12 protein-coding genes are annotated in these 15,774 nt (G+C 59.7%); 9 read left to right on the forward strand and 3 right to left on the reverse strand.

Features of this window, described 5'->3' with window-relative positions; translation table 11 throughout:
- Positions 1-6 precede the first annotated feature (6 nt).
- Positions 7-657, reverse strand: coding sequence for a GNAT family N-acetyltransferase (locus tag L8H52_RS14070; protein WP_007912451.1), 651 nt, complete (start codon positions 655-657; stop codon positions 7-9).
- 296 nt (positions 658-953) lie between these two features.
- On the opposite strand from L8H52_RS14070, the gene xthA reads away from it, so the two are divergent.
- Both xthA and L8H52_RS14080 read left to right on the forward strand, forming a co-directional pair.
- Positions 954-1,766, forward strand: coding sequence for an exodeoxyribonuclease III (gene xthA / locus L8H52_RS14075; protein WP_008082104.1), 813 nt, complete (start codon positions 954-956; stop codon positions 1,764-1,766).
- A gap of 190 nt (positions 1,767-1,956) precedes the next feature.
- Entirely contained in the window at positions 1,957-3,291 is a 1,335-nt protein-coding gene (locus L8H52_RS14080; protein ID WP_242207595.1) for a phosphate ABC transporter substrate-binding/OmpA family protein, read from the forward strand.
- 120 nt (positions 3,292-3,411) lie between these two features.
- On the opposite strand, the gene L8H52_RS14085 is transcribed toward L8H52_RS14080, so the two are convergent.
- On the reverse strand, positions 3,412-4,641 hold the full coding sequence (locus L8H52_RS14085; protein ID WP_242207594.1) for an acyl-CoA dehydrogenase: 1,230 nt from the start codon (positions 4,639-4,641) through the stop codon (positions 3,412-3,414).
- A gap of 184 nt (positions 4,642-4,825) precedes the next feature.
- On the opposite strand from L8H52_RS14085, the gene L8H52_RS14090 reads away from it, so the two are divergent.
- The 3 genes from L8H52_RS14090 (at position 4,826) to L8H52_RS14100 (ending at position 7,418) form a co-directional block, all read left to right on the forward strand.
- Positions 4,826-5,755: a LysR family transcriptional regulator gene (locus tag L8H52_RS14090; protein WP_016986544.1), complete on the forward strand. Its 930-nt coding sequence runs from the start codon at positions 4,826-4,828 to the stop codon at positions 5,753-5,755.
- Between the two features lie 219 nt (positions 5,756-5,974).
- Positions 5,975-6,373, forward strand: a complete 399-nt coding sequence (locus L8H52_RS14095) for a MerR family DNA-binding transcriptional regulator (protein WP_042559912.1) — start codon at positions 5,975-5,977, stop codon at positions 6,371-6,373.
- Between the two features lie 145 nt (positions 6,374-6,518).
- Entirely contained in the window at positions 6,519-7,418 is a 900-nt protein-coding gene (locus L8H52_RS14100) for a hydroxymethylglutaryl-CoA lyase (RefSeq protein WP_242207593.1), read from the forward strand.
- Positions 7,419-8,087: 669 nt separating this feature from the next.
- Here the strand turns inward: L8H52_RS14100 and L8H52_RS14105 are convergent.
- Positions 8,088-9,785: an AMP-binding protein gene (locus L8H52_RS14105; RefSeq protein WP_242207592.1), complete on the reverse strand. Its 1,698-nt coding sequence runs from the start codon at positions 9,783-9,785 to the stop codon at positions 8,088-8,090.
- Between the two features lie 297 nt (positions 9,786-10,082).
- Between L8H52_RS14105 and L8H52_RS14110 the strand changes: the two genes are divergently transcribed.
- From L8H52_RS14110 to L8H52_RS14125, 4 genes are all read left to right on the forward strand, one after another.
- Positions 10,083-11,246, forward strand: coding sequence for an isovaleryl-CoA dehydrogenase (locus L8H52_RS14110; protein WP_123376220.1), 1,164 nt, complete (start codon positions 10,083-10,085; stop codon positions 11,244-11,246).
- A gap of 12 nt (positions 11,247-11,258) precedes the next feature.
- A complete protein-coding gene (locus L8H52_RS14115) occupies positions 11,259-12,866 on the forward strand; it encodes a carboxyl transferase domain-containing protein (RefSeq protein ID WP_242207591.1) in 1,608 nt (535 codons plus the stop codon).
- A 117-nt stretch (positions 12,867-12,983) separates the two neighbouring features.
- The gene (locus L8H52_RS14120) at positions 12,984-13,793 is read left to right on the forward strand and encodes a gamma-carboxygeranoyl-CoA hydratase (RefSeq protein ID WP_242207590.1); all 810 of its coding nucleotides are present in this window, start codon (positions 12,984-12,986) and stop codon (positions 13,791-13,793) included.
- Complete coding sequence (locus L8H52_RS14125; protein ID WP_242207589.1) at positions 13,793-15,742, forward strand: acetyl/propionyl/methylcrotonyl-CoA carboxylase subunit alpha; 1,950 nt, start codon at positions 13,793-13,795, stop codon at positions 15,740-15,742. Before L8H52_RS14120 ends, L8H52_RS14125 begins: the two co-directional genes overlap by 1 nt.
- The last annotated feature ends 32 nt before the right edge of the window (positions 15,743-15,774 follow it).

The raw sequence follows: 15,774 nt of genomic DNA on the forward strand, positions 1-15,774 counted from the left end.
CGATTGTCATGCTGTTGCAGTTTGTAACACCTGCGGATTGGCGTGGAAAAACACGTGTTCGCGCACCGGCCCGACGGCAACCTCGCCGATCTCCTCGTAACCCTGCCTTTTATAGAATTCCAGATAGCGCGGATTGCCGGTGTCGAGCACTACGCCTTGCGAAGTTTCGTCCACCGCGCACCAGTTGTGTACGGCGGTCAGCAGTTGCTCGCCAAAGTGCTTGCCCTGAAATTGTGGGTGAATGCCCAGCAGCGGCAGCATATGCACCGAATCGCTGGGTACGCAGGCAGCAACAGCATCGTGGTACTCCAGATAGCGGCGGGTGCAGCGGAAACCGGTGCTGAGCACCATGCGCAGGCGCCACGCCCAGCTTTCGGTGATGCCCAGACGGCGTTGCGGCGGCGCGATCAGGGCGATGCCGATCAGACGATCGTTGACCAGCAGGCCGATGGCTGGCAGATCCTGCAGAAAGTGTTGTTTGACCAGCTCGCGCACCGTCGCCCGCACGCGCTGTTCGTAGCCGGGGCGCTCGGCTTCAAACAGATAGCCGAAGGTCGGCTCGTGGCGATAGGCCTGATAGAGCAGCGATCGGGCTTCGCGGGAATAACCGCGGTCGAGCATATGAATGTCGGCGATGGCGGTCTGGGTTTCAGGCATGACGGTGATTCTCCCCGGGGCGCGTTCAGATGGCGGCGCTCTTGTTGGTACGAACCTTTTACGGGTGGCGTGGTTCCCCACAGGTATAGCCCAACCTTGGATCTTCAGCGATTTTGCCGACCCCTTCGCGAGCAGGCTCGCTCCCACAGGGGAACGCGATCAAAATGTGGGAGCGAGCCTGCTCGCGAAGAGGCACTTACAGGCAACACAAATCCCACAGGCCAAAATGATTTCTCCCACACTGGCCCCCATCCCACATGTCAGCTAGCATCGCCCTTTTGCCAGGACTGCCGACCATGAAGATCGTTTCCTTCAACATCAACGGACTGCGCGCCCGTCCGCATCAGCTGGCAGCGCTGATCGAAAAACACCAGCCGGACGTCATCGGCCTGCAGGAAACCAAGGTCCACGACGACCAGTTCCCGCTGGAAGAAGTCCGCGCCCTCGGCTACCACGTGTACTTCCACGGCCAAAAAGGTCATTACGGCGTAGCGATGCTGTCGCGTCAGGAACCGATCGCCATTCACAAAGGTTTCGCCACTGACGAAGAAGACGCCCAGCGCCGCTTTATCTGGGGCACGTTCGCCGACGCCAATGGCGTGCCGGTGACGATCATGAACGGCTATTTCCCACAGGGCGAAAGCCGCGACCACCCGACCAAATTCCCCGCCAAGCAGCGTTTCTACAGCGATCTGCAAGCGCTGCTGGAAAGCCAGTTCCACAACGAACAGCCCGTGGTGGTGATGGGCGATGTGAACATTTCCCCGGAAGACTGCGACATCGGCATCGGCCCGGACAACATGAAGCGCTGGCTGAAAACCGGTAAATGTAGCTTCCTGCCGGAAGAGCGCGAGTGGATGGCACGCCTGAAGAACTGGGGTTTGACCGACAGCTATCGTCACCTGAATCCGGACGTTACCGACATGTTCAGTTGGTTCGACTATCGTAGCCGTGGCTTTGAAGATGAGCCGAAACGTGGCCTGCGCATCGATGTGATTCTGGCCTCGCATGGTTTGTTGCCACGGGTGAAGGCTGCCGGTGTGGATTATGAATTGCGCGGGATGGAGAAGCCGTCCGATCACGCACCGATCTGGCTTGAATTGGCCTGATCTTCGAATCGCCTGAAATCCCCCTGTGGGAGCGAGCCTGCTCGCGAAAGCGGTGTATCAGAAACGTTTTTGTAACTGACACACCGCTTTCGCGAGCAGGCTCGCTCCCACATTTAGATCGTTGTCATCTTCAAGTAACTTTTCTGACTTAATCTCCCCGGCAATCCCCTTGGCTTGATTCGGTGCCGGCATGACCCTGCGTGTTCTGTGCGTATTTCTCTTGAGTGCGTGGCTGACGGTTTCTGCCGCTGCCCTGCCCCTTCCTGAAAACGGCCCGGCGCTGCGTATTCAAGGTTCCAACACCATCGGCGCCGACCTCGGCCCGGCATTGGTCGAAGGCCTGTTGCAAGAACAGGGTCTGCTGAAAATCCACCGCGAAACCCCGGACACGGCCAACGAATTGCGCGTCGTCGGCCAAACCCACGAAGGTAAACGCGTGGTCGTTGAAGTCGCCGCCCACGGTTCCAGCACCGGTTTCACCGCGTTGAAAACTGCCAGCGCCGATCTCGCCGCCTCTTCCCGCGAGATCAAGGACAGCGAGCTACTGAGCTTGCAAGCGTTGGGCGATCTGAAAAGCCCTGCCGCCGAACAGGTCATCGCCATCGATGGCCTGGCGATCATCCTTCATCCCGATAATCCCCTCCAACAACTGGACACCGAGCAACTGGCGCGGATCTTTGCCGGCGAAGTGAAAAGCTGGGAAGACCTCGGCGGGCGTGGCGGTGCGATTCATTTATATGCGCGCGATGATCAATCCGGCACCTACGACACGTTTAAGGAACTGGTCCTCAGCCGTCGTGGGAAAAGTCTGAGCAGCAACGCGAAAAGGTTTGAGTCCAGCGAGCAATTGTCCGACGCCGTCAGCGCGGATCCGCAGGGCATCGGCTTCATCGGTTTGCCTTACGTGCGTCAGGCCAAAGCCGTGGCCATCGCCGATGGCGCGTCGCAATCGATGTTGCCGCTGAACAGCCTGATCGCCACAGAAGACTATCCACTGTCGCGGCGCTTGTTCTTCTATCTGCCACCCGCCAGCAACAATCCATGGGCGCAGGCCTTGGTGACGTTTGCGCAAAGTCGTCAGGGTCAGGCGATTGTCGCCGCCAACGGTTTTATCAGCCAGACCGTGCACGCCATGAGCGTCGCGCCGAACGCGCTGATGCCCGAGGGTTATCAATCCCTCAGCCGTCACGCCCAGCGTCTGACAGTGAACTTCCGTTTTGAAGAAGGCAGCGCGAGTCTGGATAACAAGGCGCGGCAGGATCTGGCACGGGTGATCGACTATATAAAGCGGCGCGACAAAACCGAACGCGCGGTGACCTTGGTCGGCTTTGGTGATGCCAAGGATGACCCGGCACGCGCGGACCTGCTGTCGAAACTGCGGGCGATGGCGGTGCGGCGTGAGTTGGTGAAGAACGGCGTGGTGTTGCGTGAAGTTCGCGGCTTTGGTGCGTTGATGCCGGTGGCGGCGAACAATGTGGATGAGGGACGGATCAAGAATCGGCGGGTTGAGGTTTGGGTGTATTGATATCCGCCAGATCGTTCCCACGCTCCGCGTGGTAACGCCGCCATGGACGCTCCGCGTCCACTGTGACGCAGAGCGTCACTGGATGCATTCCCACGCAGAGCGTGGGAACGATCAGGTGGATCAGCGCTCGCTACGCAACATTTCCTTCGGCACATACTTGCCGATCTCGAACTTGCCGATCGCTGCGCGGTGCACCTCGTCCGGGCCGTCGGCCAGGCGCAGGGTGCGTTGCATGGCGTACATGTAGGCCAACGGGAAATCGTTCGACACCCCTGCCCCGCCATGCATCTGGATGGCCCGGTCGATCACTCGCAGTGCCACGTTCGGCGCAACAACCTTGATTTGCGCAATCTCGCTCTTCGCCACTTTGTTGCCGACGGTGTCCATCATGTACGCCGCTTTCAACGTCAGCAGGCGCGCCATGTCGATCTCCATCCGTGAGTCGGCAATCTTGTCGACGTTACCGCCCAGACGCGCCAGCGGTTTGCCGAAGGCAGTGCGGCTCACCGAACGTTTGCACATCAATTCCAATGCACGTTCGGCCATGCCGATCGAACGCATGCAGTGGTGAATCCGGCCTGGGCCAAGACGACCCTGGGCAATTTCAAAGCCGCGTCCTTCACCCAACAGGACGTTTTCGTACGGCACTCGCACGTTGTCGAACAGCACTTCGGCGTGGCCGTGCGGCGCGTCGTCGTAACCGAATACCGGCAACGGACGGACAATCTTCACGCCGGGGGTGTCGACCGGCACGAGGATCATCGAGTGCTGGGCGTGGCGCGGCGCATCGGGATTGCTCAGGCCCATGAAGATGAGGATCTTGCAGCGCGGATCGCAGGCGCCGGAGGTCCACCATTTTTTGCCGTTGATCACCCACTCGTCACCATTGCGCTCGGCGCGGGCAGCCATGTTGGTGGCATCGGACGAGGCTACGTCGGGTTCGGTCATGGCGAATGCCGAGCGGATTTCGCCGCGCAGCAGCGGTTCGAGCCAGCGTTGTTTTTGTTCTTCGTTGGCGTAGCGCACCAGCACTTCCATGTTGCCGGTGTCCGGCGCCGAGCAGTTGAACGGCTCGGGACCGAGCAGAGAGCGACCCATGATTTCAGCCAGTGGCGCGTATTCGAGGTTGCTCAGGCCGGCGCCGAGTTCCGATTCAGGCAAGAACAGATTCCACAGGCCTTCGGCTTTGGCCTTGGCTTTGAGCTCTTCCATGATCGCCGTTGGCTGCCAGCGATCGCCTTCGGCAACCTGGCGCTCGAACACGGCTTCGGCCGGGTAAACGTAAGTGTCCATGAACGCGGTCACGCGCTCACGCAGTTCTTGCACCTTGGGCGAATAAGCGAAATCCATGAGCAGCTCCCGATGGTTAAGGCAGTTCTTTGGCAGAGGTTGTTCAAGTCATGCAATCGATGCTAGAACAGCGTTGATAATTTACCTAGCCTATTCTCGGCGTGTATAAACATTCATCACCGATATATGATCGGCTGATTGCCAGCCCCCAAACACCGCCCTAAATAACAAGAGAAGCCGCGTAATGAATCTGAGTAAGGTCGACCTCAACCTTTTCATCGTCTTCGACGCGATCTACACCGAAGCCAATCTGACCCGCGCCGGGCAGATTGTCGGCATTACTCAGCCGGCGGTGTCCAACGCCTTGGCGCGGTTGCGCGAGACCTTCAACGACCCGCTGTTCGTGCGCACTGCGCAGGGCATGGTGCCGACGCCAATGGCGCAGAACATCATTGGCCCGGTGCGCAACGCCCTGTCGCTGCTGCGCGTGTCGGTTCAGGAAAGTCGCATTTTCAACCCGGCGCAAGCGGTAAAGACCTACCGCATCAGCATGACCGACCTCACCGAGGCAGTGATTCTGCCGCCGCTGTTTCAGCGCCTGCGCCGCTTGGCGCCGACCGTGATCATCGAAAGTTTTCTGTCGAAACGTCGGGAGACCACCAAGGAACTGGCCGCCGGGCGACTGGATTTTGCTGTGGATGCGCCACTTAACACCGACCCGCAGGTGCGCCACGTCAAGCTGATGGAAGACCGCTACGTGTGTGCGATGCGCAAGGGCCACCCAATGGCGGGGAAGGAAAAACTCTCGCTGGATGATTATTTGTCGCTGACGCATATCCACATTTCCAGCCGCCGCAGTGGTCTGGGTTATGTCGATCTGGCGCTGGGCAAAATGGGTATTCAGCGCAAGATTGCCCTGCGTTCGCAGCATTACTTGATGGCGTCGCAAGTGATGCAGCAGACCGACATGGTCATGACTGTGCCGGAGCGCTTTGCCCGTCGGCATGAGCTGCAGGCGTTTAATTTGCCGGTGAATGATGTGCCGCCGGTGGAGACGCATCTGTACTGGCACGAAAGCACCGATCAGGACCCGGCGAATCGCTGGATGCGCGAGCAGATGATCGAGTTGTGCCAGCAGGTGACGGCGCAGGAGAAGAAGCTCGATAAGGTGTAGGGCTTTTTACCGCGTCATCGTTCTTCGTCGGAACGCCGCCCGGAGACAGGCTCGCTCCCACAGGTTCTCGGTCGAACACAAATCCGTATTCAACACAGATCCACTGTGGGAGCGAGCCTGCTCGCGAAGAGGCCATCAAATACAACACAAATCATCCCGCTTGACGTAAACGTCAACCTGCCATTAGCTTAGCGCCAAGACCTTTTTCCGAGCGCTTCCATGAGCAGCCAGACTTACAGCATCTCCGACCTCGCCCGCGAGCTGGACATCACCACCCGAGCGATCCGCTTTTATGAAGAGCAAGGCCTGCTCAGCCCTGAGCGCCGTGGCCAGGAACGCATCTATTCGCCCCGCGACAAGGTCAGCCTGAAGCTGATCCTGCGCGGCAAGCGCATCGGCTTCTCGCTGGCCGAATGCCGCGAACTGATCGAGCTTTATGACCCGTCCAGCGGTAACACCAAACAGCTCAACAGCATGCTGGCGAAAATCAGCGAACGCCGTGAGCAGTTGGAGCAACAGTTGCTGGATATCGAACAGATGAAGCTGGAACTCGATACCGCTGAGGAGCGCTGCGTGCAGGCGCTGGAGCAAACCCTCAAGAGCCAGCAGGCGATCTAACGGATCAAACACTATTCCCTGTGGGAGCGAGCTTGCTCGCGAATACGGTCTGACATTCAAATGTTTGTCGACTGATGCGCCGCTTTCGCGAGCAAGCTCGCTCCCACAGGGTTCTCGACGAATTCAAAAGAGCAGGTCAACCGCCATGTCCCTCCCCTCCCAAGTACGCCTGATCGAAGTCGGCCCGCGCGATGGCCTGCAGAACGAAGCCCAGCCGATCAGCGTCACCGACAAGGTGCGACTGGTCGACGCTCTCAGCGCCGCCGGCCTCGGCTATATAGAAGTCGGCAGTTTCGTTTCGCCGAAATGGGTGCCGCAAATGGCCGGTTCCGCTGAAGTGTTCGCGCAGATCCAGCGCAAACCCGGCGTGACCTACGGCGCTCTGGCGCCGAACCTGCGCGGCTTTGAAGATGCGATTGCTGCCGGGGTCAAGGAAGTCGCCGTGTTCGCGGCCGCGTCTGAGGCGTTCTCGCAGCGCAACATCAACTGTTCGATCAGCGAAAGTCTGGCGCGCTTTGCGCCGATCATGGAAGCGGCGCAACAGCACGGCGTTACCGTGCGCGGTTACGTGTCCTGCGTGCTCGGTTGCCCTTATGAAGGCACGGTCGCGCCGGAACAAGTAGCGATGGTCGCGCGCGAGTTGTACGCGATGGGCTGCTACGAGGTTTCGCTGGGCGACACCATTGGCACCGGCACCGCTGGCGCGACTCGCCGTTTGTTTGAGGTGGTATCGGCGCAAGTGCCACGGGACAAACTCGCCGGGCACTTCCACGACACCTACGGCCAGGCCATGGCCAACATTTATGCCAGCCTGCTCGAAGGCATTTCGGTGTTCGACAGCTCTATCGCGGGCCTCGGCGGCTGTCCGTACGCCAAAGGCGCGAGCGGTAACGTTGCTACCGAAGATGTGGTGTACCTGCTCAACGGGCTGGGTATCGAAAGCGGAATCGACCTGGACGCCTTGATTGCTGCGGGTCAGCAGATCAGTGCAGTGCTCGGTCGCGCAACCGGTTCGCGCGTGGCCAAGGCTCGTAGCGCACAGTGAGGGGACAAGGTGTTACCGCTGTGTCCGGAATGTGGGCTTAAGCGAGTAACACGGAAACAAATTGTCTGGTTTCGCCGGAATGAAAAAACGCCATAATTTTCAAGCTATTGATTTATAAAGGATTTTAAAAGTTGGCACGGCTTCTGCTATCTCTATGGCATAACAAGAATAAAAAGCAGCAAACCAATAAAAATAAGACGTACCGACTCTGACATAACAAAAACAACACGGCAGAGACGCAGCTAACAGATTTTTTTGGAGAAGGTGTGCTTTTCAGGGTGCTCTCAGGAGTGACCCGCAACCGGGCAGAGAACAATAAAACTACCTTCAGGTAGCTCCCGAATCGGTTGGATCGTTTAACGAGAAAGCAGATCAGCGCTCAAAAAAATACGTTTGCTCTTGACCCCGGATGGGGGTCGCCAAAAACAGCGGTAAAGGGCCTCGGTTGCCAAAAACAACAACAGACCGACCCTCAATAATAAAAAAGAGCACGCGACGACAAAATTAAAGGGGAGCCTCGGCTCCCCTTTGTGCTTTCTGCAATTCCTCTTTTCCTCAACGCCTATCCCCTGTGGGAGCGAGCTTGCTCGCGAATGCGGTGTGTCATCAACAAAGATATTGGCTGACCTGACGCCTTCGCGAGCAAGCTCGCTCCCACAGGGGTTGCGGTTACCGCTCGATAGTTTTCAGTTCTTCGATACTTATTTCACGCATCCTGAATTTCTGAATCTTGCCCGTCACCGTCATCGGAAACTCTTCAACGAACTTGAAGTGCCGTGGCGTCTTGAAGTGCGCGATGCGCTCCTTGCACCAGGTTTGCAGCTCCAGCTCGGAAGCGCTGTGGCCGGGGTGGAATTTGATCCAGGCAACAATCTCCTCACCGTAACGTGAGCAGGGAATGCCGATCACCTGCACGTCCGCCACCGCCGGGTGAGTGAAGAAAAACTCTTCCAGCTCACGCGGATAAACGTTCTCGCCGCCGCGAATGATCATGTCCTTGTTGCGCCCGGCGATGTTGACGTAACCCTCCTCGTTCATGCTCGCCAGGTCGCCGGTGTGCATCCAGCCCGCTTCATCGATGGCTTCTGCGGTGGCCTGCGGATTGTTCCAGTAGCCGAGCATCACGCTGTAACCCCGAGTGCAGAGTTCGCCGATGGTGCCGCGCGGCACGGGATTACCGGCCTCGTCGATGATCTTGCTTTCCAGTTGCGGCTGGGTGCGACCGACGGTGGTCACGCGCAGCTCCAGTTCGTCGTTCGGGCCGGTTTGCAGCGACACCGGGCTGGTTTCGGTCATGCCGTAAGCGATCTGCACTTCGCTCATGTGCATCTCGCTGATGACCCGGCGCATCACTTCGATCGGGCACGTCGCACCGGCCATGATCCCGGTGCGCAGGCTCGACAGATCGAATTCGACGCGTTGCGGCTGGTCGAGCATGGCGATGAACATGGTCGGCACGCCGTAGAGGCCGGTGGCTTTTTCTGCGGCGACGGTTTGCAGGGTCAGCAACGGGTCGAAAGCATCGTTGGGGTAAATCATCGTGCTGCCGTGGGTGATGCAGCCAAGATTGCCCATGACCATGCCGAAGCAGTGGTACAGCGGCACCGGGATCACCAAGCGGTCGCGCGGGGTCAGGCCGATGCTTTCACCGACCATGTAACCGTTGTTGAGGATGTTGTAATGGCTGAGGGTCGCGCCTTTGGGGAAACCGGTGGTGCCGGAGGTGTACTGGATGTTGACCGGTTGATCGAAGTGCAGGCTGTCGCTGCGTTCGTGTAGTTGTTCTTTGGAGACGCTGGTTGCCATGTCGGCCAATTGCGACCACGGCAGGAAACCTGACGGTGACTGCGGGTCGAGGCTGATCACCCCACGCAACTGCGGCAGACGTTCGCTGCGCAATTGGCCGACGGATTGCCCGGCCAGTTCCGGCACCAGGCCTTGCAACATGCCGTGATAGTTCGAGGACTTGAACGCCCCGGCGCAGACCAGCCATTGGCAGCCGGATTGTTTGAGCACGTATTCGAGTTCGGAGCTGCGGTAGGCCGGGTTGACGTTGACCAGGATCACGCCGATTTTCGCCGTGGCGAATTGTGTAATGCACCATTGTGCGCAGTTCGGCGCCCAGATACCGAGACGATCGCCGGCCTGCAAACCCAGAGCGAGCAATGCTCTGGCGTGCAGATCCACCGCATCGGCCAGTTGTCGCCAGGAATAACGCAACTGCTGATGGCGCACCACCAGCGCTTCACCGTCGGGGTACTGCGCGACGGTCTGATCGAATTTCTGCCCGATGGTCATCGCCAGCAAGGCTTGGTCCTGAGAACCACGGGTGTAGCTGCGCTGCGGGTTTGCACTGGGTTGATCCATGACGACCCCTATTGTCTTTATTAGTGGGTTTTGCCGGATTTAACCCCTGTGGGAGCGAGCTTGCTCGCGAAGAGGCCTGCGGATTCAACATCCATGTTGACTGATCTGACGCTTTCGCGAGCAAGCTCGCTCCCACAAGGTCTAGTCCGTTTCAATCTTGAACTGCCCTTACTCTCGCTTAAGTTGACGTTAACGTAAAGGGTGATTGACAGTCATTCGCCGCAAGCTTACGTTAACGTAAAGGTGAGAGCCGAACGACCGCCCTCCCCACCCTACAAAAAAGCCAAAAGGTGACCCATGAGCTATCCATCCCTGAACTTTGCCCTCGGTGAAACCATCGACATGCTGCGCGATCAGGTTCAGTCCTTTGTTGCCAAGGAGATCGCTCCGCGTGCGGCGCAGATCGACAGCGACAACCTGTTCCCCGCCGACATGTGGCGCAAATTCGGTGACATGGGTCTGCTCGGCATCACCGTGCCGGAAGAGTACGGTGGCGCCGGTTTGGGTTACCTGGCGCACGTCGTGGCCATGGAAGAAATCAGCCGTGGCTCGGCCTCGGTGGCGTTGTCCTACGGCGCGCACTCCAACCTCTGCGTCAACCAGATCAACCGCAACGGCAACCACGAACAGAAAAGCAAATACCTGCCGAAGTTGATCAGCGGCGAACACGTCGGCGCGCTGGCGATGAGCGAGCCAAACGCTGGTTCCGACGTGGTCTCGATGAAACTGCGCGCCGACAAGCGCGGCGACCGTTTCGTCCTCAATGGCAGCAAAACCTGGATCACCAACGGCCCTGACGCCAACACCTACGTGATCTACGCCAAGACCGATCTGGAAAAAGGCGCGCACGGCATCACCGCATTCATTGTCGAGCGTGACTGGAAAGGCTTCAGCCGCAGCAACAAGTTCGACAAGCTCGGCATGCGCGGTTCCAACACCTGCGAGCTGTTCTTCGATGACGTCGAAGTGCCGGAAGAGAACATCCTTGGCGTGCTTAACGGCGGCGTAAAAGTGCTGATGAGCGGCCTCGATTACGAGCGCGTCGTGCTGTCCGGTGGCCCGACCGGGATCATGCAGTCGTGCATGGACCTGATCGTGCCGTACATCCACGATCGCAAACAGTTCGGCCAAAGCATCGGCGAATTCCAGCTGATCCAGGGCAAAGTCGCCGACATGTACACCCAACTCAACGCCAGCCGCGCCTATCTTTATGCCGTTGCGCAGGCTTGCGAGCGCGGCGAAACCACACGCAAAGACGCCGCCGGGGTGATCCTCTACACCGCCGAACGCGCCACACAAATGGCCCTCGACGCAATCCAGATTCTCGGTGGCAACGGTTACATCAACGAATTCCCGGCTGGGCGCTTGCTGCGTGATGCCAAGCTGTACGAAATCGGCGCCGGCACCAGTGAGATCCGTCGCATGCTGATCGGTCGCGAACTGTTCAACGAAACCCGCTAAACGGAGCTGGCCATGGCTACCCTGCACACTCAGCTCAACCCTCGTTCAGCGGAGTTCGCCGCCAACAGCGCGGCGATGCTCAAACAGGTCGACGCCCTGCACACCCTGCTCGCCCAAGTGGCGCAGGGTGGCGGCGCGAAAGCCCAGGAACGTCACACCTCACGAGGCAAACTGCTGCCGCGCGAGCGCATCAACCGTTTGCTCGATCCCGGCTCACCGTTTCTGGAAATCAGCCAACTGGCCGCCCACGCCGTCTATGGCGAAGAGGTTCCTGCCGCCGGTGTGATTGCCGGGATTGGCCGGGTCGAAGGCGTCGAATGCATGATCGTCGCCAACGACGCGACGGTTAAGGGCGGTTCGTACTACCCGCTGACCGTGAAAAAGCACCTGCGCGCGCAGACCATCGCGCAGCAGAATCGTCTGCCGTGCATCTATCTGGTCGACTCGGGTGGCGCCAACCTGCCGCGTCAGGATGAAGTGTTTCCGGATCGCGAGCATTTCGGGCGGATTTTCTTCAATCAGGCCAACATGAGCGCGATGGGCATTCCGCAAATCGCTGTGGTCATGGGCTCTTGCACTGCCGGCGGTGCGTATGTGCCGGCGATGGCTGACGAAGCGATCATGGTGCGCAATCAGGCGACGATTTTCCTCGCCGGGCCGCCGTTGGTGAAAGCCGCGACCGGTGAAGTGGTCAGCGCCGAAGACCTGGGCGGTGCCGATGTGCACTGCAAGATTTCCGGGGTCGCCGACCATTACGCCGAGAGCGACGAACATGCCCTCGCCCTCGCCCGCCGCAGCGTGGCCAACCTCAACTGGCGCAAGCTCGGTGAAGTGCAGCAGCGCACACCGATTGCGCCGCTGTACAGCAGCGATGAGTTGTATGGCGTGGTTTCCGCCGATGCCAAGCAACCATTCGACGTACGCGAAGTGATTGCGCGACTGGTCGACGGTTCGGTGTTCGATGAATTCAAAGCGCTGTTCGGCACCACGCTGGTCTGCGGTTTTGCGCATCTGCACGGCTATCCCATCGCGATTCTGGCGAACAACGGCATCCTTTTCGCCGAGGCCGCGCAGAAAGGCGCGCACTTCATCGAACTGGCCTGCCAGCGCGGCATTCCGCTGCTGTTTCTGCAGAACATTACCGGTTTCATGGTCGGGCAGAAATACGAAGCCGGCGGCATCGCCAAGCACGGCGCGAAACTGGTAACGGCGGTGGCTTGCGCGAAAGTGCCGAAATTTACCGTGATCATCGGCGGCAGCTTCGGCGCGGGTAACTACGGCATGTGCGGGCGCGCTTACGACCCACGATTCCTGTGGATGTGGCCGAACGCGCGGATCGGCGTGATGGGCGCCGAGCAGGCGGCGGGTGTGCTGGTGCAGGTCAAACGCGAACAGGCTGAACGCAGCGGTCAGGCGTTCAGTGCCGAGCAGGAAGCCGAGATCAAGCAACCGATCCTCGACCAGTACGAAGAACAGGGTCACCCCTACTATTCCAGCGCTCGGCTGTGGGACGACGGCGTCATCGACCCGGCGCAGACCCGCGATGTGCTGGCCCTGGCCTTGTCCGCGTCGCTGAACGCGCCAATCGAACCGAGCCGCTTCGGCGTGTTCCGGATGTGATTTTTTGTGGGAGCGAGCCTGCTCGCGAATACGGTTGGTCCGGTAGCGGATCGGTCGACTGATACAACGCTTTCGCGAGCAGGCTCGCTCCCACAGGAACCGTGGAGACGGATGAATATGAGTGATTTCAACACCCTCGAACTGCAGAGCGACCCACGGGGTTTCGCGACGCTGTGGCTCAACCGCGCGGAAAAGAACAACGCGTTCAACGCCGAGATGATCCGCGAGCTGATCCTCGCTCTCGACAAGGTCGCCAGTGACGCCAGCCTGCGTTTCCTGCTGGTGCGTGGCCGTGGCAAGCACTTCAGTGCCGGCGCCGACCTGGCATGGATGCAGCAATCGGCCGAACTCGATTACCACACCAACCTCGACGACGCCCGCGAACTGGCGGAGCTGATGTACAACCTCGCCAAGCTGAAAATTCCCACAATGGCCGTGGTCCAAGGCGCGGCGTTCGGCGGCGCGCTGGGGTTGATCAGTTGCTGCGACATGGCGATTGGCGCCGATGATGCGCAATTCTGCCTGTCGGAAGTGCGCATTGGTCTGGCGCCGGCAGTCATCAGTCCGTTTGTGGTGCAAGCGATTGGCGAGCGCGCTGCGCGTCGTTACGCGCTGACCGCCGAACGTTTCGGCGGCCAACGCGCTCGGGAAATCGGCTTGTTGTCCGACAGCTATCCAGCCGCCGAACTGGAACAACAGGTCGAACAGTGGATCAACAACCTGTTGCTCAACAGCCCGGCCGCGATGCGTGCCAGCAAGGACTTGCTGCGTGAAGTCGGTAACGGTGCGCTGACCCCCGCATTGCGCCGCTACACCGAAAATGCCATCGCCCGCATTCGTGTCAGCCCAGAAGGCCAGGAAGGCTTGCGGGCCTTTCTGCAAAAACGTCCGCCGAGCTGGCAAGCCGCAAACAAGGAGTCGCATTGATGAGCGCACCTGTTCTCACCACCCTGCTGGTGGCCAACCGTGGCGAAATTGCTTGCCGCGTGATGCGCACCGCGAAAGCGCTGGGCCTGACCACGGTTGCAGTGCACAGCGCCACCGACCGCGAGGCGCGACATAGCCGTGAGGCGGACATTCGCGTCGATCTCGGTGGCAGCAAAGCGGCCGACAGTTACCTGCAAATCGACAAACTGATCGCAGCGGCCAAGGCCAGTGGCGCGCAGGCGATTCATCCGGGTTACGGGTTTCTCTCGGAAAACGCCGGATTCGCTCGCGCCATTGAAGCGGCCGGGCTGATTTTCCTCGGCCCGCCAGCCTCGGCCATTGATGCCATGGGCAGCAAGTCCGCCGCCAAAGCGCTGATGGAAACTGCGGGCGTGCCACTGGTGCCGGGTTATCACGGCGAAGCGCAGGATCTCGAGACCTTCCGCGATGCCTGCGAACGCATCGGTTATCCGGTGCTGCTCAAAGCCACGGCCGGCGGTGGCGGCAAGGGCATGAAAGTCGTCGAGGACGTCAGCCAATTGGCCGAAGCCCTCGCCTCGGCTCAGCGTGAAGCGCAATCGTCGTTCGGCGATTCGCGGATGCTGGTGGAAAAATATCTGCTGAAACCGCGTCACGTGGAAATTCAGGTGTTCGCCGATCAGCATGGCAACTGCCTGTACCTCAATGAGCGTGACTGCTCGATTCAGCGCCGTCACCAGAAAGTCGTCGAAGAAGCGCCGGCACCGGGCCTGACGCCTGAACTGCGTCGCGCCATGGGCGAAGCGGCTGTGCGTTCGGCGCAAGCAATCGGCTATGTCGGCGCCGGTACGGTGGAGTTTTTGCTCGATGCCCGTGGCGAATTCTTCTTTATGGAGATGAACACGCGACTACAGGTCGAGCACCCTGTGACCGAGGCCATCACCGGGCTGGACCTGGTGGCGTGGCAGATTCGCGTCGCCCGTGGTGAAGCACTGCCGATCACCCAGGCGCAGGTGCCGTTGAACGGCCATGCGATTGAAGTGCGCTTGTACGCCGAAGACCCTGCGAATGACTTCCTGCCGGCGACCGGGCGTTTGGCGTTGTATCGCGAATCGGCTGAGGGGCCTGGGCGCCGGGTGGATAGCGGAGTCGAAGAAGGCGATGAAATTTCGCCGTTCTACGACCCGATGCTCGGCAAGCTGATTGCCTGGGGCGAGGATCGTGAGCAGGCGCGCCTGCGTCTGTTGAGCATGCTCGACGAATTCGCCATTGGCGGTTTGAAAACCAACATCAACTTTTTGCGGCGGATCATCGCCCATCCGGCGTTTGCGGCGGCGGAGCTGGATACCGGATTTATTCCGCGCCATCAGGAGCAATTGCTGCCTGCCCCGGGCACGTTGAGCGAGGCATTCTGGAGCGCGGCGGCTCAGGCGGTGGCGCAAAGTCTGCCTCAGCTGGCGCGCCAGGATGACCCTGCTTCGCCGTGGTCATTCAATAGTGGTTTACGTGCCGGTCTGCCACGGGAAATCACCCTGCATTTGAGTTGCGAGGGCCAGGACCGGGCATTGATGCTGAATGCCGCTGATCACGCGAGACTGTCCGGTGAAGCACTCATCGTCGAGCACGAGGGCGTTCGTCGTACGTTGCGTGCCATTCGCCAAGGCGATTCGCTGTACCTGCAATGGGAAGGCGAGTTGCGGCGCATCGAGACGTACGACCCGATCAGCGCCGTCGAAGCCAGCCACAGCCATCAGGGCGGTCTGACCGCACCGATGAACGGCAGCATTGTTCGCGTACTGGTCGAGGCAGGGCAATCGGTCGAGGCCGGTGCACAACTGGTGGTGCTGGAAGCGATGAAGATGGAACACAGCATCCGTGCGCCGCATGCCGGAGTGATCAAAGCGCTGTATTGCCAGGAGGGCGAAATGGTCGGCGAAGGCAGCGCTTTGGTTGAACTGGAAGAAGTGTGAATGTGAGGATCGATCCTACGCCTGGCGAGGAT

This window comes from Pseudomonas sp. CROZ-RG-20F-R04-15 (assembly GCF_022662375.1).
Classification (GTDB): Bacteria; Pseudomonadota; Gammaproteobacteria; order Pseudomonadales; family Pseudomonadaceae; genus Aquipseudomonas.

What these genes read in the sequence shown, in the direction of transcription:
- L8H52_RS14070 (WP_007912451.1), bottom strand. Translation starts at nt 657, where the DNA reads ATGCCTGAAACCCAGACCGCCATCGCCGACATTCATATGCTCGACCGC.
- L8H52_RS14100 (WP_242207593.1), top strand. Translation starts at nt 6,519, where the DNA reads ATGTCCCTCCCCTCCCAAGTACGCCTGATCGAAGTCGGCCCGCGCGAT.
- L8H52_RS14120 (WP_242207590.1), top strand. Translation starts at nt 12,984, where the DNA reads ATGAGTGATTTCAACACCCTCGAACTGCAGAGCGACCCACGGGGTTTC.
- L8H52_RS14090 (WP_016986544.1), top strand. Translation starts at nt 4,826, where the DNA reads ATGAATCTGAGTAAGGTCGACCTCAACCTTTTCATCGTCTTCGACGCG.
- L8H52_RS14095 (WP_042559912.1), top strand. Translation starts at nt 5,975, where the DNA reads ATGAGCAGCCAGACTTACAGCATCTCCGACCTCGCCCGCGAGCTGGAC.
- L8H52_RS14125 (WP_242207589.1), top strand. Translation starts at nt 13,793, where the DNA reads ATGAGCGCACCTGTTCTCACCACCCTGCTGGTGGCCAACCGTGGCGAA.
- L8H52_RS14085 (WP_242207594.1), bottom strand. Translation starts at nt 4,641, where the DNA reads ATGGATTTCGCTTATTCGCCCAAGGTGCAAGAACTGCGTGAGCGCGTG.
- L8H52_RS14110 (WP_123376220.1), top strand. Translation starts at nt 10,083, where the DNA reads ATGAGCTATCCATCCCTGAACTTTGCCCTCGGTGAAACCATCGACATG.
- L8H52_RS14105 (WP_242207592.1), bottom strand. Translation starts at nt 9,785, where the DNA reads ATGGATCAACCCAGTGCAAACCCGCAGCGCAGCTACACCCGTGGTTCT.
- L8H52_RS14115 (WP_242207591.1), top strand. Translation starts at nt 11,259, where the DNA reads ATGGCTACCCTGCACACTCAGCTCAACCCTCGTTCAGCGGAGTTCGCC.
- xthA (WP_008082104.1), top strand. Translation starts at nt 954, where the DNA reads ATGAAGATCGTTTCCTTCAACATCAACGGACTGCGCGCCCGTCCGCAT.
- L8H52_RS14080 (WP_242207595.1), top strand. Translation starts at nt 1,957, where the DNA reads ATGACCCTGCGTGTTCTGTGCGTATTTCTCTTGAGTGCGTGGCTGACG.